Genomic DNA, 20529 nt, shown 5'->3' with positions numbered 1-20529 from the left:
AATGCGCACGACACCTACTCCTCAAGAGTCATTGGAACACTTTTCAGCCATAGCCTATCGGCAAAGCGGCCGAAATAAGGATTCGAGAAGGCATTGTGGCGAACGCGACCGGGAAGATCCGGCGCGCAGCTTGCTTCCGTGAAGCATCTTTCGGGGCTCACGTCAAGGGGTATCGTGAGCTCGTTTGGGGCCTATTTCCCTTTATTGGCGCGGCTGGAGGCCCCGTCGGGTGCCAGTCGTATGCCTTAATCGTGATAGACTAGTCTGCGGGAAAGGGGAAAGTCCACATGGTTTTTGAGGTCGGCGAGACAGTAGTTTACCCTCACCACGGTGCAGCAAAAATTGAGGAAATCAAGATGCGCACCATCAAGGGCGAAGAGAAGATGTATCTCAAGCTCAAGGTGGCTCAGGGTGATCTGACCATTGAAGTTCCAGCAGAGAACGTTGACCTTGTTGGGGTCAGGGACGTAGTGGGCAAAGAAGGCTTGGAGCACGTATTTGACGTTCTCCGCGCCGAGTTCACTGAGGAGCCTACCAACTGGTCACGTCGTTACAAGGCAAACCTGGAGAAGCTTGCTTCGGGCGATGTCATCAAGGTGGCGGAGGTCGTTCGCGATCTTTGGCGTCGTGATCACGATCGCGGCCTTTCCGCAGGTGAGAAGCGCATGCTGGCCAAGGCGCGGCAGATTCTGATTTCAGAACTGGCCCTGGCTGAGAAGACAGACGAAGAGAAGGCAGCCAGCGTTCTTGACGAGGTCTTGGCTTCCTAAGAATTGATACCCGGTGGTGCGAAAGCGCCGCCGGGTTTCTTTTTGCCACAAAGTACCCAGAGGTACTTTGATGATCAAGTATCTTGAGGCATTTTCAAGTAGTTTCCCAGTAACCTTGGGCGCATGAGTATTCCTTCCAAGCGCGCTGTTACGGCGGTGATCGTGGTGGCCGCCGGCTCGGGCGAGCGCCTCGGCTACGGCATGCCCAAAGCCAAAGTTCCGCTGGGTGGCGAAACCATCCTGATGCACGCCCTTCGTGGCGTTGTCGCTGCCGACGTCGCTCGCCAGATCTGTGTCGCCGTGCCCAAGGGGGATACGGAACTGCGCCAGTTGATTGCCGGGTTCACGGTTGAACTGGTAGATGGTGGCCCCGAAATAACAGTTGTCGACGGCGGTTCCACCCGTGCTGATTCCGTCCGCGCCGCTTTGGCTGCTTTGGAGGACGGCACCGAAGCCGTGCTCGTCCATGACGCGGCCCGCGCATTGACCCCCGAGCGCGTATTCCAGCGCGTAGCCGACGCTTTGGCCTCCGGTGCCAAGGCCGTCATTCCGGCCATGCCTGTGGTGGACACGATCAAGACCGTGGCCCAGACCAACGCTTCGGAGTCCGGCATCGCCCCGGAAGTTGTCACGGGAACAGCGCCCAGGGAACAACTCAGGGCAGTTCAGACGCCCCAGGGTTTCGAACTGGCCACGTTGAGGCGGGCGCACGACGCCGCCGAGCTCTTTGACGACAAACAGGCCGCTGCAGTCACCGATGACGCCATGCTGGTCGAGCTTCTGGGCGTTCCGGTCCATGCCGTCCGCGGGGCCAGCCAGTCACTGAAGATCACGACGCCCCTGGATCTCATCATTGCCGAGGGCCTCCTCGAGGGCCCTCTCGGAATGCGCTGGGTGGAAGGCTGATGGCGGCTCAGCAAGCTGCGGGCGTAGCCGGCAACTTGGCCCTGCCCCGTATCGGAATCGGCGTCGACGTGCACGCCTTCGCGCCTGAGGATGATCCCCAGCCACTCTGGTTGGGTGGCCTCTTTTGGGAAGGTGAGCAGGGGCTGTCCGGACATTCCGACGGCGATTGCGTCGCCCATGCGGCTGCCGACGCCCTGTTCTCCGCGTGTGGAATCGGTGACCTTGGTACCCACTTCGGCACAGACCGTCCCGAGTTCGCCGGCGCCTCCGGGGTAAAGCTCCTCGGTGAGGCGGCACGGATAGTCAGGGCCGCAGGGTTCGAGATTGGCAATGTCGCCGTCCAATTTGTAGCCAACCGCCCCAAGTTCGGCCCCCGCCGCGAAGAATCCCAAAGGATCCTGACCGAAGCCGCGAACGCACCAGTCAGCGTCACAGCCACCACCAGCGATGGTTTGGGATTTACTGGCCGCGGTGAAGGAATTTCTGCAATTGCCACCGCCCTCGTCTACCCCGTCCAAGGAGAAAGCCAGCCCGGTTCCACTGAAGGTGGGCTGAATGACTAAGGTGCGTTCCGGCGTCGTGCGTTCCGCCGTGCTCTTGTCCGCGAGCGTGACTGCTGCGCTCCTGCTCGGCGGTTGTTCCGGGACGCCGAAGATGGATGTGAAGGCCAGTTGCGAGTTCCTCAACAATGACACCTTCAAGCCCGACGGCAACCAACAGCAGCAGTCCAAGCAGATCGCTGCCCACTATCACGAGATCGCGGACAAGCTGGCTCCGGAAATCGGCGATCCCATCAAGGAGATGGCCGCCATCATGGACAAAGCCGCCGCTTCCTCGCTGGGAGCAACCACTCAGGAACAGCAACAACAGCTGACCGTGCATTTCAACAAAATCGGCGAGTACTGCAAGTAGGCAAGTCACGCCGCGTCATCGGCTAATCTGGAGCGGTGACCCTGCGCTTCTATGACACCGCCTCCGCCGAAGTCCGCGACTTCGTTCCCCTCGAACAGGGCCAGGCCAGCGTGTACTACTGCGGGGCTACTGTCCAGGGCATGCCGCACGTTGGGCACGTCAGGTCGGCAATCGCGTTTGATCAGCTGACGCGCTGGCTCGAATTCCGTGGCCTTCGCGTCACAGTAGTCCGCAACGTCACGGACATCGACGACAAAATCCTGGCCAAGTCCGAGCAATCCTTCGGCCCCGAGTGGGCTGCCGAGCCGACGGCGCGGAAAGACGAGGAGTGGTGGGCTTTGGCTTACCGCTACGAGCAGGAATTCGAGAACGCCTACGAATCCCTCGGCGTCCAGCGGCCGACGTACGAGCCCCGTGCCACCGGGCACATTCCGGAAATGCACGCGCTGATCCAGCGGCTGATCGACCGCGGCCATGCCTACCCCGCACTGGACGACTCGGGAGACGTCTATTTCGACGTCCGCTCCTGGAGCAAGTACGGTTCGCTGACGCGGCAGAATATCGATGATATGCAAGGCGCCCCCGACGCCGACCCTCGCGGCAAGAGGGACCCGCGCGACTTCGCGTTGTGGAAGGGTTACAAGGACGGCGAACCCGTCACCGCCAAATGGGAATCGCCGTGGGGAGCGGGACGACCAGGATGGCACCTCGAATGCTCCGCCATGGTCACCAAATACCTGGGCACGCGCTTCGACATCCATGGTGGGGGACTGGACCTCCGCTTCCCGCATCACGAAAACGAGATGGCCCAGTCCCAGGCTGCAGGCGACGAATTCGCCAATTTCTGGATGCACAACGGCATGGTCACCTACGAGGGCGAAAAGATGTCCAAGTCCATCGGCAACACGGTGAGTCCCGCCGAAATGCTTGAGCTGGCCTCGCCCCGGGTGGTCCGTTATTACCTAGGGCAGGCCCACTACCGCTCGGTGCTGGACTACCGGCCTACGTCGCTTCAGGAAGCAGCCGCCGCCGTCGAACGTATTGATGGCTTCATTGCCAAGGCCGCGGCGAAGGTGGGGCAGCAGGTCAGTGAGCCGACGAGCTACACCGAGGGTGCCCAGGCCGCGATGCCCACCGCCTTCGTGGCCGCTATGGACGACGACCTCAATGTCCCTCAGGCGCTGGGTGTCCTGCACGAGACTGTTCGGGCTGGCAACACGGCCTTGGCTGCCGGCGACCTGGGCGCCGTCAAGGACGCCCTCTCCAGCGTCCACGCCATGACAAATGTCCTTGGCCTGGATTCCGTGAAACGCCCGGAGGCCGTGCAAAGCCGCGAACATGCCGCACTGGAGATTTTGGTGGAAGCACAACTCGAGGCCCGCGCCGCCGCCAGAGCAAACAAGGACTGGGCCGCGTCCGACGCCATCCGCGACACGCTCGCGGCCGCCGGGGTCGTCGTCGAAGATGGTGCGGAAGGCGCTACCTGGAGCCTGAAACGCGACTGACAAACGGCCGCCACCGCCGAATTGCATTGGGTCAGTAGACTGGAATGCAGACTCATTAATTTCAAGCAAGGTGGACAGAATGGCCAACCACGGTCGCCCGGGTGCAATCCGCAAGAGCAAGAAGGGCCCCTCCACGGGTACCGGAGGCCACGGTCGCAAGGCCCTCGAAGGCAAGGGGCCCACCCCTAAGGCCGAGGAGCGGACCTACCACAAGGCGTACAAGAACAAGCAGCTTTCCGAGCGTTCGGCCGCCAAGCGCGGTCCGGCACGCCCGGGAACCGGCGCCCGCTCCGGCCCCAAGGGTCGCGCAACCGAAGAGCTGGTCACCGGCCGCAACTCGGTAGTGGAAGCGCTGCGCGCCGGCATCCCCGCCAAGGCCCTCCACGTTGCCATCCGCATCGAAATGGATGACCGCGTCAAGGAGTCCCTCAAGCTTGCAGCTGAACGCGGCATCCCGCTCCTCGAAACCGGCAAGCCCGAACTGGACCGCATGACCGAGGACGCAGTCCACCAGGGCCTGGTCCTGCAGATCCCGCCGTACGAGTACGAGGACGCTTACGACCTCGCCGAGACCACCATCGCCAAGTGGAAGAAGGGGCACATCTCCAACGCCCCGATCTTCGTTGCCCTCGACGGCATCACCGATCCCCGCAACCTCGGTGCGATCATCCGCTCAGTCTCCGCGTTCAGTGGCCACGGTGTCATCGTTCCCGAGCGCCGGTCCGTCGGCGTCACGGCATCGGCATGGAAGACCAGCGCCGGCGCAGCAGTCCGCGTACCCGTGGCCCGCGCGTCCAACCTGAACAACGCCCTCAAGCAGTTCAAGAACATGGGCATCTACGTCCTCGGCCTGGACGGCGACGGCGACGTCTCACTGCCCGACCTCACGGTAGCCACCGAGCCCGTTTGCATCGTGGTCGGCTCAGAAGGCAAGGGCCTGAGCCGGCTCGTCCGCGAAAACTGCGACCAAATCGTCTCGATCCCGATCGACTCCGCCATGGAGTCGCTCAACGCATCCATGGCCGTGGGTATCTCGCTGTACGAGGTGTCGAGGCAGCGCGCTAGCTAGCGCCAGTCCGCCGAGGCCGGCGCAAGCGAGTCCCCCGGGGCGGCGGCGCAAGCGCCATCCTCCGCGCGCTCGCTCGTTCCTCGCTTAGACGCGCGCTTCCGGATGCCGCTTGCGCAGCCTCTGGATGCTCTATCACTTCCTGCAGCTTTTTTGCGGATGCTCTATCACTTCCCGCGGCTTTTTGACCGATGTTCTTTCATGTCCTGATCGTTTTTGGCAAGCGCTCTCTCACATCATGCTGGTGGGGGAGCGCTTGCTGTTTTCCAGAAAATTGAGGACGACGGCGGCACCCCGGCCCGGGCGGGCCCGTCCCCTATGGGAGGGGATGTGAGAGAAGATCCGCCCAAAACCCGCAGGATGTGAGAGAAAATCCGGCCAAAACCCGCAGGATGTGAGAGAACGTCAGAAGTCGCGGCGGTTGGCCAGGACCGGGAGCTTTTGGCGGGCTTCTTCCACCACGGCGGGGTCGAAGTCGGCGAAGAGGAGGCCAGGTTCGCCGTCGAGGGCTTCCAGGACCTGCCCGAAGGGGGACACGACGGCGGAGTACCCCACTCCCGTGGGCGCGGCGCCCTTTACCTCAACACCTTGCGTAGCAGGATCTCCTTGGCCGCAGGCAAGCACGAACGTGGTGGTGTCCACCGCCCGGGCGCGGGACAGGAGCTGCCATTGATCGGCCTTGCCCGGTCCGGCTCCCCACGATGCCGCCACGATGTTTACCACGGCTCCGCGCAACGCGTTGGCTGTGAACAGTGCGGGGAAACGGATGTCGTAGCAGGTGGCCAAACCAAAGGTGACGCCGCCGACGTCGAAGGTCACTGGGTCTGTTCCCGCCTCAACCGTGTCCGACTCAGCGAAGCCGAACGCGTCGAAGAGGTGGACCTTGTCGTAACTGGTCTCCACGCCGGGGCCTGTGACCATGAGAGTGTTCCGCACGCGGCGCCCGCCGGAATCCGAAGCAGAGCCAGGCGTGAACATGCCAGCCACGATCACCAGCTGAAGTTCGTCAGCGAGCTCGCGCACCCGGCTCGCCCAGGGGCCGTCGAGAGGTTCGGCGATGTCCAGCAGGGAATTACCGAACGCGCGCATCATTGCCTCGGGAAAAACGACAAGCTCCGCGCCGCCGTCCTTGGCGCGGCGGGCGTACTCTTCCAGAAGCCGCAGATTGTCAGCCAGGTCCCGGCCGGTGATGACTTGAGCGAGTGCAACGCGCACGATTGAACCTCCCAGTTCTGTCAGTCCCAGTATGGCAAGGCTGCCGCCAACGCACAGCCGCCGCGACACATTCGGGGGAGCCGATACGAGTGTGCTGTTGCCCGGGCTAAAGCGTTCCAGCACGTGAGCGGCCCGGAACGATCGCCGCGGCCGGTACATGCCGGAAATTTGACGTGGTGCGCGCCGTCACACGGGCGGCTGACTCAGCACTCATCCTGTATGGAACTAAACTTGCAAGCAATGGTTATGCCTATTTTGGACCCAGCAGCCGCACTGGATGCATCGCGCCCCCGGCCCCTCGGACTGAGCAAGCCCCAGCCCGACTTCTTTGATGCCCTCACCCAGCAGACAGACAACGTGAACGTTGCAGTGTTTGCTCCGGACCTGGAACGCGTTGAAGTGGCCTACCAGGCACCGGGTGATGGTTGGCGGGTTCACACCCTTCCCAATCTGGAGGACGGTGTGCACTTTGGCATCGTCAGCGGCATGCCGCCGGGCACACGGTACGGTTTCCGCGCTGCTCCACTTGAGGGCGGTCTGCCGATGTCAGTACCGGCACTGGATGTTGACGACGACGGCGAACAGTCACTGTTGCTGGATCCCTATGGTCGCGCTGTGGATCAGCGGGGCGAATTCCTCACAAGTGTTTACATGGCATCGGATTTCGACTGGGGAGACGACGCGCCGCCGCGGACACCCATGCGTACGTCGGTCATTTACGAGGCCCACGTCCGTGGTCAGACGATGCTTCACCCGGATATCCCGGAGCACCTCCGCGGAACGTATGCCGGGATGGCACACCCCGTGATGATCCAGCATCTGACCGAGCTTGGAATCACCGCCGTGCAACTCCTGCCCATCCACTTCCACCTGGACGAGTCGCACCTCCAGGACCTGGGCATGACGAACTACTGGGGATACAACACCGCGGCCTTCTTTGCCCCTCACTCCGAGTACGCCACTGAGGCAGCGCGGAACGCTGGCCTCCACGCTGTGCAGGACGAGCTCAAGGGCATGATCAAGTTGCTCCACGCCGCCGGCATCGAGGTCATCCTGGACGTGGTCTACAACCACACCGCGGAAGCCGGACCGGACGGGCCTGCGCTGAGTTTCCGCGGCCTCGCGGAGAAGCGCTACTACCGGCACGATGCGCATGGACGGTATCTGGATACGACCGGGTGCGGCAACACCCTGGATTTCAGTGATCCGGTTGTGGTGGACCTTGCCTTGGATTCCCTGAGGTACTGGGTGAATGACTTCCACGTGGACGGCTTCCGCTTCGACCTCGCCGTGACGTTGTGCCGGGATGCCGGCAACCAATTCGATCCGAATCATCCGTTCCTGCGGGCCATTGCCGAGGATCCGGTCCTGTCAGAGGTCAAGCTCATCGCTGAGCCTTGGGACGTGGGTTACGGCGGCTGGCAGACAGGGCGGTTCCCGCAGGGATGGTCCGACTGGAACGATCATTTCCGCGACGGCGTCCGGCGCTTCTGGCTGTCCGACCGTGCTGCGATTGAGGGCGGCGGCCAAGGCGGCTCAGTGGCCTCGCTGGCTGAGCTGATGGCGGGTTCGGCGAGCCTGTTCGCGCCGTCCGGCCGCACGCGCTTGGCCTCGGTCAATTTCATCACGGCTCACGACGGCTTCACGCTCAAGGACTTGGTGAGCTACGACCGAAAGCACAACGAGGCCAACGGTGAGCAGAACCGCGACGGCCACGGAGACAACCGCAGCTACAACCATGGCGTTGAAGGCCGCAGCGAGAACGAGGAAATCGTGGCTGCCCGGGCGCTGTCCATCCGGAACCTGATGGCTACCTTGTTGTTGTCCTTCGGTGTCCCGATGATTAACGCCGGCGATGAGCTTGGCCGGACCCAGCAGGGCAACAACAACGCGTACTGCCAGGACAATCCCACGGCATGGCTGGACTGGAGCAGGACCCAGGAAGCCAACGCCATGTTCCAGACCACCAGGGAGCTTGTCAGGCTTCGCCGGTGGTTCCTGCGTCACCAGCCGGAGAGCTTCCCCGCCCACGCGAACGATTCCAGCCTGCAGTGGTTCGACGACAAGGGTAAGCGCATGACGCCCGCGCGCTGGAATGATCCCAACGCGCGCTCCATTCAGCTCCTGATGGGTCATGAGGACAGCGAAATTCGTGGCTTGATCGTGGTGAACGGCAGCAACCAGGACGTGAAGATGGTGCTTCCCGAGATCCTCAGCGAAACTGGCATCGGCAAGCGGATGTTCGAACTCCGGTTCACGACCTCGGTGCTGCATGAACGCCGGAAGGGTGCGCTGGTGGCGTCAGGCGAGCGGGATATCCTGCAAGCCAACACCATCAACATTTATCGCACCTAGGAGCCCCTGCATGAAACGGAGCAGCAGCAAACTGCTGGCCTTCGCAGCTCTGGTGATTGCCGTCGTCGCGCTTGTGGCCGCAATGGTGGGCGGCGGCCCGCTGACCGCCCCTCAGGAAGCGTCAAGCCTACAAAGCACGACGGCGGAGCCTGGCTCCGCGTCAACGCCGCCGTCCGTGGCAAACCCCTCTGCGCTGCCCACCATCAACGCCTCGCAGCTACCCAGGGAAGCGCAACAGACGCTTGCCCTGATTGCGAAAGGCGGGCCCTACCCCTATGACAGGGACGGCGTGAATTTCGGTAACTTCGAAGGACTCCTCCCCAGGAAGTCCAGCGGTTTCTACAAGGAATACACGGTCCCAACACCAGGTGAGTCATACCGCGGCGCCCGCCGAATCATCGTTGGCAAGGACACGGCCAAGTATTACACCGCTGACCATTACGATTCGTTCAAGTTCATCGTCGAAGGCAAGTAGGAGCCCATGAAGATTTATTCCGCAGACACCTGGACCATCGAAGAACTTCAGGAGCAGGTGGCAGACGCCGGGCGCAGGACCATCCTCGTCCCGCCGGCGACAACAAAGTCGGGCGTCCTGGAGGTCTTTGGCCAGGTCTTGGACTTCCCGGAGTACTACGGCGTGAACCTGGACGCCCTCAACGACTCCCTGCACGACTTCGCAGACGCCCTGTCCGACGACGACGGCACTCCCGTCACGATGATCTGGCAAGTCCCAGCGACCTACCGCACGGACCGCTCCTTCGCCGTAGTCTGCGAAATCCTCCAAGACGCAGAGCGCTACGCAGGCCGCGACCTCGCCGTCATCGCCGTCTTCGAAAATTAAAGAACGAAAGACCGCACACTCCTGCAAGGACCTCCGAGAACCCGAAGGACACGAGGCGCCACAAAAGCGGAATTGACCGCGCGGCACGGCAGACAAAACCCAATCGGGTGACACCGACCCGGAAGCGTGCGTCAAAAGCGCAAAGTGGGCCCACACCGTCAGGGTTCCCTGGCCGAGCTTGCGAGGCTAGGGAGACGGTGGGGTACACGCGGAGGGTCGGGGTCACCCGATTGGGACACAGGACGGACTAGGCGTTCGCGATCAACCCCAGTTCAGCTTTGGAAGCCAGCGCCGAGTGCTTCGGGAACACGCGGACGGTGTAGCCGAAGGAGCCTGAGCGGTTGATAACCAGGTCGCCGTGGAAGAGGTGGCGTCCGCCGCCGAGGTTTTCCAGGGACTCGAGTTCGGCTACGACGATGTCCTCGAGCTCGTCGGATTCCTCGGCGCGTCCGAACGCTACTTCCACGGAGACGTCGTCGGGTGTCAGGTTGTGCAGTGCCACGTAGGCGTTGACCTGCAGGGTGTCACCGACCTGGGGTTCTTCGGACACCCCGACGGAGTCGACGTGTTCCACGACGACCTCGGGCCAGGCGCTGCGGACCTTGGAGGTCCAGGCCGCGAGTTCCTTGGCTTCCTTGAAGGATTCTGCGGTGGCCCTGCGCCCGGCTACTGCTGCGGGGCAGTAGAGGTTGTTGACGTAGTCGTGGAGCATGCGTTCGGCTGAGACTGCCGGACCCAGGTTCGCCAGGGTGTGCTTGATCATGGACACCCAGTGGGTGGGCACGGTTTCGCGGCTGGATTCGGAGGGTCCTGCTGCGCCGGCGCCTTGGGCCACGGTGGTTCCGTAGAAGCGCGGTGCTACCTGGGTTTCCAGCAGCTCGTAGAGTGCGGAAGCCTCGATGTCGTCGCGTTCGTCGGCGGATGCGCCGTTGTTGGCTGTGGGGATCGCCCAGCCGTTTTCGCCGTCGTACATTTCGTCCCACCAGCCGTCCAGGACGGAGAGGTTGAGTGAGCCGTTGATGGCTGCCTTCATCCCGGATGTGCCGCAGGCTTCCAGCGGCCGCAGTGGGTTGTTGAGCCAGACGTCGCAGCCGGGGAAGAGGGTGCGGGCCATGGCGATGTCGTAGTTCGGGAGGAACACGATCCGGTGGCGCACTTCGGGGTCGTCGGTGAACCGGACGAGGTCCTGGATCATTTTCTTGCCGGCGTCGTCTGCGGGGTGGGATTTGCCTGCGATAACCAACTGGATGGGGTGCTTGGGGTCCAGGAGGAGGGCCTTCAGACGCGCGGGGTCGCGCAGCATGAGCGTGAGTCGCTTGTAGGTGGGCACGCGTCGGGCGAAGCCGATGGTCAGCACGTCCGGATCCAGTACGTTGTCCGTCCAGCCAAGCTCGGCGTCGGCAGCGCCGCGTGTCTTCCATGACGCGCGCAGCCTGCGTCGGACGTCTTCGACGAGCTGGGTACGCAGTTGCTTGCGGAGTCCCCACACGTCCTCGTCACTGACGTTGTAGGCGAGGTCCCAACGGCCCAGGGCTTCGGCTTCTGGGCCGAATTGTTGCCGTGCCAGGGTCGATATCCGCGGGTCCACCCAGGTGGGAACATGGACGCCGTTGGTCACGGACGTGATGGGGATCTCGGAGTGGTCGAATCCGGGCCAGAGGCCGGAGAACATTTCCCGTGAGACCACGCCGTGCAGCTTGGCCACGCCGTTGGCGCGCTGGGCGAGGCGCAGGCCCATGACTGCCATGTTGAAGACGGAGGGGTTGCCGCCGTCGTAGTTTTCCCGGCCGAGTTCCAGGATCCGGTCCACAGGCACAGCAGGGGCGAGCCCGGCTTCGAAGAAGTGCTTGATCTGGAGGGTCTCGAAACGGTCGATCCCTGCCGGTACGGGGGTGTGCGTGGTGAAGACGGTGGATGCACGTCCTGCAGCGAGGGCTTCGTCCCACGTGAGGGGATCAGTCGCGTCGGACATCGCTTCCTGGATGCGTTCGATTCCCAGGAATCCTGCGTGGCCTTCGTTCGTGTGGAAGACTTCCGGCGCGGGTGTGCCCGTCAGTTCCTGGTAGACGCGCAGGGCCTTGACGCCGCCCATGCCCAGCAGCAGTTCCTGTTGGAGGCGGTGATCGCCGCCACCGCCGTACAGGCGGTCGGTGATGCCGCGCGCGGCTTCGTCGTTGGAGGGGACGTTGGAGTCCAGCAGCAGCAGCGGAACGCGTCCGACGTCGGCACGCCAAACATGCGCGTGAAGCTCGCGGCCGTTGGGGAGCGGAAGCGAAATGTGCACCGGCTTGCCGGGAACGCCGTCCTTGGAGGGCTGGCGCAGAAGCGTCAGCGGCAGGCCGTCCGGGTCCAGTACCGGGTACGTTTCCTGCTGCCAGGCGTCACGGGAGAGCGACTGCTTGAAGTAGCCGGCCTGGTAAAGGAGCCCGACGCCGATCAACGGCACCCCGAGGTCCGATGCGGCTTTGAGGTGGTCACCAGCGAGGATGCCCAGGCCACCGGAGTACTGGGGGAGAACCTCGGTGATGCCGAATTCCGGCGAGAAGTAAGCGATGCAGGCCGGGGCTTCTTCACCCAGGCCCTGGTACCAGCGGGGCTCGCTGAGGTAGCGGTCCAGATCGGCTGCAGCTTCCTGCACCCGGTTTACGACTTCGCCGTTGCTGGCCAGGTCCTGCAGCTGCTCCCTGCTGATGGACCCCAGGAGGGCGATGGGGTCGTGCTGCGCGGCCTCCCAGAGAGCCGGGTTAAGGCTCGCAAAAAGTTCCCTGGTGGGCCGGTGCCAGGACCAGCGCAAGTTGGTCGCCAAGCGGGCCAGGGGCCGAATGGGCTCAGGGAGGACGGTACGGACTGTAAATCTTCGAATTGCCTTCACGAGCGCCACACTAACGGACTCACATGGCAGTCGGAACTTGTTTGGGTTTCTTTTAGGTAAAAGTCATCTTGCGTCGTGAAGATGGCTCGTGTGCTTAGCATTCTTGGATTTTTGTCGCTAACGTCGTGGTTGTGACGAATACCTCGCGAACCATGACCGCTTTGAAATCCAAGACGAAAACGGACATCACCGCCGGACTTCGCTTCGGCCGGTTCCCCATCACGGCCGTCCAGCCGGTGGTTGAGGGTGGCCGGTTCCCCGCGAAGGCCCTTCCGGGTGAGGATCTCGCCATCGGGGCGACCGTCTTTCGTGAAGGACATGATCAACTCGGCGTCTCCGCCGTCCTGCTCGATCCCAAGGGCAAGGAGCGCCAGCGGGTCCGCATGGCACCGGCCAAGGATGAGCGCTGGAAAGGCCTGGACCGCTGGGAGGGTTTGCTGTCGCCGTCCGGCACGGGCGCGTGCTCTTTCGTCATTGAGGCTTGGCACGACCGTTACGGAACGTGGCACCACAACGCTGAAGTCAAAGTGGGCGCCGGCATTGACGTCGAGTTGATGCTCGCCGAGGGCGCCGCCCTCCTTTCGGAAGCAGCCGACGACGACGCCGGTCGCACGGCTGCGGAGAAGCGCACCTTGCGTGCTGCTTCAGTTGTCCTTGCCGACACCACCAAATCTGCCGAGGAGCGCCTTGGTGCCGGTTTCAGCCCAGAGGTGCTGGCCGCCGTCGGACGCGTTCCGATCCGCGAGCTCGTGACGGTTTCGGAGCCGTTCCCGCTGCAGGTGGAACGTGACCTCGCCGGTCGTGGTTCGTGGTACGAGTTCTTCCCCCGCTCCGAGGGCGCGGTTTTGGATCACGCCACAGGTCTTTGGACCTCGGGCAACTTCCGCACCGCAGCCAAGCGCCTGGAGGCGGTTGCGGAGATGGGCTTTGACGTTATCTATCTGCCGCCGATCCACCCGATCGGTTTCCAGCACCGCAAGGGCCGCAACAACACGCTGACACCGGGCCCGCAGGATCCGGGTTCGCCGTGGGCTATTGGTTCCAAGGACGGTGGCCACGATGCCATCCACCCGGATTTGGGCACTTTTGAAGATTTTGACGCTTTTGTTTCCCACGCCCGCGAGCTCGGACTCGAAGTTGCACTGGACCTGGCGTTGCAGGCAGCCCCTGACCACCCCTGGGTAACGTCCAACCCGGAATGGTTCACCACCCGTGTGGATGGGTCCATCGCCTATGCCGAAAACCCGCCAAAGAAATACCAGGATATTTATCCCCTGAACTTCGATAACGATCCGGCAGGCCTTTCCAAGGAAATCCTGAGGATCGTGCAGTTGTGGATCAGCCATGGCGTGAAGATTTTCCGCGTGGACAATCCGCATACAAAGCCTGTCTGGTTCTGGGAATGGTTGATTGGAAAGATCAACAAAAAGAATCCAGAGGTAGTTTTCCTGGCCGAGGCTTTCACTCGTCCACCCATGATGCACGCATTGGGCAGGGCAGGGTTCCAGCAGTCATACACCTACTTCACGTGGCGGAACACCAAGACCGAACTGGAGCAGTATTTCCATGAGGTCAGCCACGAGAGCGCCGCTTTCTTCCGGCCCAACTTCTTTGTGAACACGCCTGATATCCTCACGGAGTACCTCCAGTACGGCGGTCCCGCGGCCTTCCGCATCCGGGCTGTCCTTGCCGCGACGGCAAGCCCGGTCTGGGGCATGTACGCCGGTTACGAGCTGTACGAACACGTGGCACGGCCGGGGGCAGAAGAGTACATCGACAACGAAAAGTACGAGTACAAGGCCAGGGACTGGGAAGGCGCTGCCGCGTCCGGCCGGACGTTGGCTCCGTACATCACCAGGTTGAACACCATCCGCAAGGACCACCTTGCCCTGGGCGACCTGCAGAACCTGACGTTGCACAGCAGCACCGATGACGCAACGATCGTCTATTCCAAACACAAGACGTTGCCGGACGGCACCAAGGACACGTTGATCATCGTGGTCAACGTGGATCCGCACAGCACCCGCGAAAGCACGGTTACCCTGGACCTGGCTGCCCTGCAGCTGGACCCTGCGGACTTCAACGAGGACGGCCGGTTCCTGGTGGATGACCTGATCAGCGGGCAAAGCTGGTGGTGGGGTGAACACAACTACGTCAGGCTCGACGCACACGTGGAGCCCGCACACATCCTGAGCATCCGGAGGCAGCCTTAGTGAGTTTTTCTCCGCAAAACCCGAGCCAGTACTTCACTCCGAAGAACACCTTCGAGCTGAATGCCCCCGGTCTCCAGCATGATCCGCACTGGTACCGCAAGGCAGTCTTCTACGAAGTACTGGTGCGGGCCTTTGCGGATGCCAACGGGGATGGCTCCGGTGACTTCCACGGCTTGATCGAGAAGCTGGACTACCTTCAATGGCTGGGCGTCGACTGCCTCTGGTTGCCGCCGTTCTTCCATTCCCCGTTGCGTGATGGCGGCTATGACATTGCCGACTACACCTCGGTGCTGGACGAGTTTGGCACCATCAGCGACTTCAAGCGCCTCGTGGCGGAGGCGCACGCGCGCGGCGTCCGGGTTATCATCGACCTCCCGCTGAACCACACCTCGGACCAGCATCCGTGGTTCCAGGAATCGCGGAAGGACCCCACGGGTCCCTACGGCGATTTCTATGTCTGGAGCGATACGGATGAGAAATACCAGGATGCGCGCATCATCTTTGTGGACACGGAGGAATCCAACTGGACCTTCGACCCCATCCGGCGCCAGTTTTTCTGGCACCGCTTCTTCAGCCACCAGCCGGACCTGAACTTCGAGAACCCCAAAGTCATCGAGGCACTCTATGACGTCATCCGGTTCTGGCTGGACCAGGGAATCGATGGCTTCCGCGCCGACGCCGTTCCGTACCTCTTCGAGGAGGAAGGCACCAACTGCGAGAACCTGCCGGCCACCCACGCCTTCCTGCAAGACCTGCGCAGGATGGTGGATGCCAACTACCCCGGACGCGTGATCATCGCCGAGGCAAACCAGCCACCTCACGAGGTGGTGGAGTATTTCGGCACCGAGGAAGCCCCGGAATGTCACATGGCCTTCCACTTCCCGATCATGCCGCGGCTCTACTATGCCCTGCGGGACCAGAAGGCGGCTCCGATCATCCAGACCCTGCGGGAGACCCCGGAGATTCCCAAGGGCGCCCAGTGGGGGACCTTCCTGCGAAACCACGACGAACTCACGCTGGAGATGGTCAGCGCGGACGACCGCGCCGCCATGCTTGGCTGGTACGCGCCGGACCCCAGAATGCGCGCCAACATTGGTATCCGGCGGAGGCTGGCTCCGCTGCTGGACAATTCCCGGGCTGAGATTGAGCTCATCAACGCTCTGTTGCTCTCCCTGCCAGGTAGCCCTTTCCTCTATTACGGGGACGAAATCGGCATGGGGGACAACATTTGGCTTGATGACCGCGACGCCGTCCGCACACCCATGCAATGGAACCCGGACAGGAACGCGGGTTTCTCGGGCGCGGACCCGGGCAAGCTGTACCTGCCGGTGATCCAGTCGCTGGTCTACAACTACAGCATGGCCAACGTTGAAGCGGAGGCAGCGCATTCAGGCTCACTGCTGCGATGGACCCGGCAGATCCTGAGCGTGCGAAGGAATCACCCTGTGTTCGGCTTGGGTAGTTTCCGCCACATTGAAGCGGACAACGAGGTAGTTCTGGCCTATGTCCGGGAACTGCCGGCGGGCAACCCTGAGGGCGAGGACGCGGAGACCATTCTGTGCGTCTTCAACCTTTCACAGCACCCGGTGGCCGCCACCCTGGATCTGCCGGAGTACGCCGGCAGGGGCTTCCGCGACATTTTCGGTGGCCAAACATTCCCGGCCGTTGGGGACAACGGCCAACTGACGGTCATGCTGGGTAGCCACAACTTCTATTGGCTGCGGCTGCGCTCAGCATTTTCCAACCCTTCATCGCCATTTACCCAGGCGATTCCCGTGGTGTCGACCAAAGGATGAGATGAAAAAGGGAACACTTAACCCCTCGATCGAAAGTCTTCTCCGGAGCTGGCTTCCCACCAAACGCTGGTTCCCGGTGAAGAGCCCCGACTTTACGCTGGAGCGTGTTGGCGGCTTCAACCTCCCATACCCGGGAGGTAGCGCCGGATTGCAGGTTGAACTGCTGGCCGTGACCTATCGCACGGCCGACGGCGGTCCCCGGACCGACGTTGTCCAGGTGCCGTTGAGCTTCAGGAGCCAGCCGTTGCCGGATGCTCCCACTGCCTTGCTGGGGGAGGTCACGGATCCGGAACTGGGGCTGCGACTCGTGTACGACGCCGTGTACGACACCGAGTTCATCACGGCGTGGCTGGACCTCATGCGCCGGGAGGACACCGTGGGTGACGGCCTCGCCGCGGGCCATCTCACCCGGGGCCGTGTGGCCCTTCCGGAAGGGCCCACCTCGGTCCGCGTGCTGTCCGGCGAGCAGTCCAACACGTCCGTCATCATTGACGACGGCGGTTCGACGGCGATCGTGAAGATCTTCCGTGTGTTGGCGGCAGGCAAGAATCCCGAGGTGGAGTTGGGTGCTGCGCTGACGGCAGCAGGGACAACCGAGGTCCCGGCAACGTTGGGTTGGATCACGGGTTCCTGGGATGGTCAGGGCCAAAGCGGTTCGGCCACCGGCGAGCTCACAGTGGCCCATGAATTCCTGCTGGGGGGACTGGATGCATGGAGGCTGGCTGTCGAGGCCGCTGCAGCCGGTGCCGATTTCACCAAAGAGGCCCACGAACTCGGTGCCGCAACAGCAACGGTCCACGCCAGGCTCGCGGAAACTTTCGGCACACTGGATGGCCAGACGCAGGGCGCCGACATCATTGCGACCCTGGCCGGGCGTGTCCGCCAGTCGTGGGCAGAAGCGGCTTCCGCCGTCGGGCCTTATGAGGGCAACCTCGAAGAGCTGCTGGCCACGCTGCATCCCCGCGATGTGGGCCAGCTGCAGCGCATCCATGGCGACCTCCACCTTGGCCAGATACTCAAGGTTCCCGGAAAAAATGGGGCGCCGGGCCGGTGGGCCATCCTGGACTTCGAAGGCGAGCCCCTCCGGACCATTAGCGAGCGCAACACGCCCGACCTCCCCTTGCGGGACGTAGTTGGAATGCTCCGCTCCTTCGACTATGCGGCAGGAGCCGCCGTCCGTGAGAACGCGGAAGCCAAGGTGCCCGCGACATGGGCGGATGACTGCTCCACCGCGTTCCTGGCCGGATACAGCGAAGTCATGCCGGGAACCATTGACCGCCGCTCGCCGCTCTTTGTGGCATTGTGGCTGGACAAGGCCTTATATGAGGTGGTCTATGAGTTGCGGAACCGGCCGGACTGGCTGTCCATTCCGGTCAACGCATCACGGCAAATCCTCGACAACACGAGCCGCGGCAAGCATGCCGCGGCTACAGCGGAAGGTAATGAAATGACAGGCTCTGCACGCACCGAACGGCCCCGAGTTCCCCTGCATGTGGACTCCGAGACCTTGGCCCGCGTGGCAACTGGAGCCCACCACGCACCCCACTCCGTGCTCGGCGCCCATCTGGACGATCACGGCCACGTCACCATCCGGACCGTTAAGCACCTCGCCAAGTCGGTGACGGTGGTGACGGAGGCCGGACGCACTGCCATGGAGCACGAGGCCAACGGCATTTGGGCCGCTGTCCTGGATCCGCTGCAGCACGGCCATGTTCCGGACTACCGTCTGGAAGTGGTGTACGACGCCGAACCCGTCACCATTGATGACCCTTACCACTACCTGCCTACCGTGGGCGAGGTGGATCTGCACCTGATCGGCGAAGGCCGGCACGAGCGTCTCTGGGATGTCCTTGGCGCCCACGTCCAGCATTACCGCTCTTCGCTGAGTGAAGTAGACGGTGTTTCCTTTGCTGTCTGGGCCCCGAACGCCCAAGCGGTCCGGGTCAAGGGTGATTTCAACGGCTGGGATGGCCGTAGCCACGCAATGCGTTCCCTGGGCTCGTCCGGTGTCTGGGAAGTCTTCATTCCCGGGGTTGTAGCAGGGGCGTGCTATAAATACGAGATCCTGAGCAAGTCCGGGCACTGGCTGGAAAAGGCTGACCCCTTGGCCTTCGGCACGGAAGTTCCGCCACTGACGGCATCCCGCGTGGTGGACTCCAGCTACCGCTTCAAGGACGCGGAGTGGATGACAGCGCGTGCCGAAAAGGACCCGCACAACTCGCCCATGAGCGTCTACGAAGTCCACCTGGGATCCTGGCGCCTTGGCCTGGGCTACAAGGAACTGGCCAAGGAACTGGTTCACTACGTGAAGTGGCTAGGTTTCACCCACGTGGAATTCATGCCCGTGGCAGAACACCCCTTCGGCGGTTCCTGGGGTTACCAAGTCACGTCCTACTTTGCGCCCACGTCCAGGTTCGGGCACCCCGATGAGTTCCGGTTCCTCGTGGACTCCCTGCACCAGGCCGGCATCGGTGTCCTGCTGGACTGGGTCCCTGCGCACTTCCCCAAGGATTCCTGGGCGCTGGCCCGTTTTGACGGCGAGGCACTGTACGAGCACTCAGATCCCAACCTGGGCGAACACCCGGACTGGGGCACTCTGATCTTCGACTTCGGACGCACCGAGGTGCGGAACTTCCTGGTTGCCAACGCACTTTATTGGCTTGAAGAATTCCACATTGACGGACTGCGCGTGGACGCCGTGGCCTCCATGATCTACCTGGACTATTCGCGCGAAGAAGGACAGTGGCAACCCAACAAGTTCGGTGGCCGCGAGAACCTCGAGGCTATTTCCTTCATGCAGGAGGTCAACGCGACCGTCTACAAGACGCACCCTGGCGCCGTCACCATCGCAGAGGAATCCACCGCATTCCCCGGTGTCACCGCCCCTACCAACCACGGTGGGCTCGGCTTTGGCCTCAAATGGAACATGGGGTGGATGCACGACTCCCTGAAATACATCTCGGAAGACCCCATCAACCGCCGGTGGCACCACGGCACCATCACGTTCTCCATGGTGTACGCCTTCTCGGAGAACTTCCTCCTGCCCATCAGCCATGACGAAGTAGTCCACGGCAAGGGATCAATGCTTCGCAAGATGCCCGGTGACCGTTGGCAGCAACTGGCAAACCTCCGCGCCTTCTTCGCCTACCAGTGGGCACACCCCGGTAAGCAGCTCATTTTCATGGGCACCGAATTCGGCCAGGAAGCCGAATGGTCCGAGCAGTACGGACTCGACTGGTTCCTGGCGGACATCCCGGCCCACCGCGGACTCCAACTCCTGGTCCGGGACCTTAACGGCCTCTACACGTCAACGCCTGCACTGCATGTTCGCGACAACGAACCCGGCGGCTTCCAGTGGATCAACGGTGGAGACGCCGACCACAATGTGCTGACCTTCATTCGCTGGGACAACGATGGCAAGCCGTTGGTGTGTGCAGTCAACTTCTCCGGTGGCCCGCACAACGATTACATCCTGGGAGTGCCGGAAGCAGGGGAGTGGGTTGAAGTCCTGAACACTGATTCCGAAACCTACGGTGGCTCGGGCGTCATCAATGCTGGAACGCTGAAGGCTGCCTCGCCGGGGACTGACGGCCAGCCGGCGGCATTGACCGTAACACTCCCGCCGCTTGGCGCGTCCTGGTTCACGTTGGCGGAGTAGTTCTTCCAAGAGCCGGGTAGTGCTTGAAGATCCGAGTACTTCTACAAGAGCAGGGAGGGTCCGGAGCCGCGTGCTTTAGGGCCCTCCCTGACTCCGTCTGGGGGTAGTTGAGGTGCCCAGGGGGCCCCTCTCTGAGTGGCTTTGCCATCTCGGCTGAGTAGGGGTATAGTTAGTACCCGCGCTGGTCCCCGAGTGGAGATCGCCAAGCTGACAAGAAACCGCAAGGAAAAATCAAGTCAAGCTTGCCGATTTGACTCCGAGAGATCCAGCCGGTAAGTTTGAAAAGTTGCTCCGGAGCGATCCTGTGGCCCTGTAAGGGTCCGGTGGTGCCGGTTAGTGTCTGTTGTTTGAGAACTCAATAGTGTGCCAAGTTTGTTGATGCCGATTGTTTTATTGATTGGTTGAAATTATGGCCGGATT

The 20529-nt window shown here is 62.5% G+C and carries 14 protein-coding genes; 12 read left to right on the top strand and 2 right to left on the bottom strand.

The window, feature by feature from the left end; all coding sequences use genetic code 11:
* Positions 1 to 287 precede the first annotated feature (287 nt).
* The 6 genes from AC1DD7_RS06720 to rlmB all read left to right on the top strand — a co-directional run bounded on the left by AC1DD7_RS06720 (position 288) and on the right by rlmB (position 5162).
* Positions 288 to 770 (top strand): CarD family transcriptional regulator, encoded by a 483-nt coding sequence (locus AC1DD7_RS06720; RefSeq protein WP_011690592.1) that lies wholly within the window; start codon positions 288 to 290, stop codon positions 768 to 770.
* Positions 771 to 893: 123 nt separating this feature from the next.
* On the top strand, positions 894 to 1676 hold the full coding sequence (gene ispD, locus AC1DD7_RS06715; protein ID WP_477514333.1) for a 2-C-methyl-D-erythritol 4-phosphate cytidylyltransferase: 783 nt from the start codon (positions 894 to 896) through the stop codon (positions 1674 to 1676).
* Positions 1676 to 2239: a 2-C-methyl-D-erythritol 2,4-cyclodiphosphate synthase gene (gene ispF, locus AC1DD7_RS06710; RefSeq protein ID WP_477514332.1), complete on the top strand. Its 564-nt coding sequence runs from the start codon at positions 1676 to 1678 to the stop codon at positions 2237 to 2239. Before ispD ends, ispF begins: the two co-directional genes overlap by 1 nt.
* Entirely contained in the window at positions 2232 to 2588 is a 357-nt protein-coding gene (locus AC1DD7_RS06705; protein WP_477514331.1) for a hypothetical protein, read from the top strand. Before ispF ends, AC1DD7_RS06705 begins: the two co-directional genes overlap by 8 nt.
* A 35-nt stretch (positions 2589 to 2623) precedes the next feature.
* Positions 2624 to 4093, top strand: coding sequence for a cysteine--tRNA ligase (cysS, locus tag AC1DD7_RS06700; RefSeq protein ID WP_477514330.1), 1470 nt, complete (start codon positions 2624 to 2626; stop codon positions 4091 to 4093).
* 79 nt (positions 4094 to 4172) lie between these two features.
* The gene (gene rlmB / locus AC1DD7_RS06695; RefSeq protein WP_442004785.1) at positions 4173 to 5162 is read left to right on the top strand and encodes a 23S rRNA (guanosine(2251)-2'-O)-methyltransferase RlmB; all 990 of its coding nucleotides are present in this window, start codon (positions 4173 to 4175) and stop codon (positions 5160 to 5162) included.
* Between the two features lie 402 nt (positions 5163 to 5564).
* Here the strand turns inward: rlmB and AC1DD7_RS06690 are convergent, their stop codons facing one another.
* Positions 5565 to 6374, bottom strand: a complete 810-nt coding sequence (locus tag AC1DD7_RS06690; protein WP_477514329.1) for a carbon-nitrogen hydrolase family protein — start codon at positions 6372 to 6374, stop codon at positions 5565 to 5567.
* Between the two features lie 240 nt (positions 6375 to 6614).
* On the opposite strand from AC1DD7_RS06690, the gene glgX reads away from it, so the two are divergent.
* The 3 genes from glgX to AC1DD7_RS06675 are packed head-to-tail and all read left to right on the top strand — an operon-like array spanning position 6615 to position 9570.
* The gene (glgX, locus tag AC1DD7_RS06685; protein WP_477514528.1) at positions 6615 to 8729 is read left to right on the top strand and encodes a glycogen debranching protein GlgX; all 2115 of its coding nucleotides are present in this window, start codon (positions 6615 to 6617) and stop codon (positions 8727 to 8729) included.
* A 10-nt stretch (positions 8730 to 8739) separates the two neighbouring features.
* Positions 8740 to 9204 (top strand): guanyl-specific ribonuclease, encoded by a 465-nt coding sequence (locus AC1DD7_RS06680; protein ID WP_477514328.1) that lies wholly within the window; start codon positions 8740 to 8742, stop codon positions 9202 to 9204.
* 6 nt (positions 9205 to 9210) lie between these two features.
* Positions 9211 to 9570, top strand: coding sequence for a barstar family protein (locus tag AC1DD7_RS06675; protein WP_477514327.1), 360 nt, complete (start codon positions 9211 to 9213; stop codon positions 9568 to 9570).
* A gap of 247 nt (positions 9571 to 9817) precedes the next feature.
* On the opposite strand, the gene glgP is transcribed toward AC1DD7_RS06675, so the two are convergent.
* Positions 9818 to 12442, bottom strand: coding sequence for an alpha-glucan family phosphorylase (gene glgP / locus AC1DD7_RS06670; RefSeq protein WP_442004790.1), 2625 nt, complete (start codon positions 12440 to 12442; stop codon positions 9818 to 9820).
* 152 nt (positions 12443 to 12594) lie between these two features.
* Here glgP and AC1DD7_RS06665 point away from each other — a divergent pair, with 152 nt between their 5' ends.
* From AC1DD7_RS06665 to AC1DD7_RS06655, 3 genes are read left to right on the top strand one after another with little or no spacing between them, the layout of a single operon-like run.
* A complete protein-coding gene (locus AC1DD7_RS06665; RefSeq protein WP_477514326.1) occupies positions 12595 to 14655 on the top strand; it encodes an alpha-1,4-glucan--maltose-1-phosphate maltosyltransferase in 2061 nt (686 codons plus the stop codon).
* Entirely contained in the window at positions 14655 to 16451 is a 1797-nt protein-coding gene (gene treS, locus AC1DD7_RS06660; protein ID WP_477514325.1) for a maltose alpha-D-glucosyltransferase, read from the top strand. Before AC1DD7_RS06665 ends, treS begins: the two co-directional genes overlap by 1 nt.
* A gap of 1 nt (position 16452) precedes the next feature.
* On the top strand, positions 16453 to 20109 hold the full coding sequence (locus AC1DD7_RS06655; RefSeq protein WP_477514324.1) for a 1,4-alpha-glucan branching enzyme: 3657 nt from the start codon (positions 16453 to 16455) through the stop codon (positions 20107 to 20109).
* Positions 20110 to 20529 lie beyond the last annotated feature (420 nt).

It is taken from the genome of Paenarthrobacter sp. 10L412 (assembly GCF_056395565.1).
Note: the sequence above shows the minus strand (reverse complement) of the source record. Positions and strands in the feature narration are given on the sequence as shown.

Coding starts and splice junctions, on each gene's coding strand:
- AC1DD7_RS06720 (WP_011690592.1), top strand. CDS start 288: ATGGTTTTTGAGGTCGGCGAGACAGTAGTTTACCCTCACCACGGTGCA.
- ispD (WP_477514333.1), top strand. CDS start 894: ATGAGTATTCCTTCCAAGCGCGCTGTTACGGCGGTGATCGTGGTGGCC.
- ispF (WP_477514332.1), top strand. CDS start 1,676: ATGGCGGCTCAGCAAGCTGCGGGCGTAGCCGGCAACTTGGCCCTGCCC.
- AC1DD7_RS06705 (WP_477514331.1), top strand. CDS start 2,232: ATGACTAAGGTGCGTTCCGGCGTCGTGCGTTCCGCCGTGCTCTTGTCC.
- rlmB (WP_442004785.1), top strand. CDS start 4,173: ATGGCCAACCACGGTCGCCCGGGTGCAATCCGCAAGAGCAAGAAGGGC.
- glgX (WP_477514528.1), top strand. CDS start 6,615: ATGGTTATGCCTATTTTGGACCCAGCAGCCGCACTGGATGCATCGCGC.
- AC1DD7_RS06680 (WP_477514328.1), top strand. CDS start 8,740: ATGAAACGGAGCAGCAGCAAACTGCTGGCCTTCGCAGCTCTGGTGATT.
- AC1DD7_RS06675 (WP_477514327.1), top strand. CDS start 9,211: ATGAAGATTTATTCCGCAGACACCTGGACCATCGAAGAACTTCAGGAG.
- AC1DD7_RS06665 (WP_477514326.1), top strand. CDS start 12,595: ATGACCGCTTTGAAATCCAAGACGAAAACGGACATCACCGCCGGACTT.
- AC1DD7_RS06655 (WP_477514324.1), top strand. CDS start 16,453: ATGAAAAAGGGAACACTTAACCCCTCGATCGAAAGTCTTCTCCGGAGC.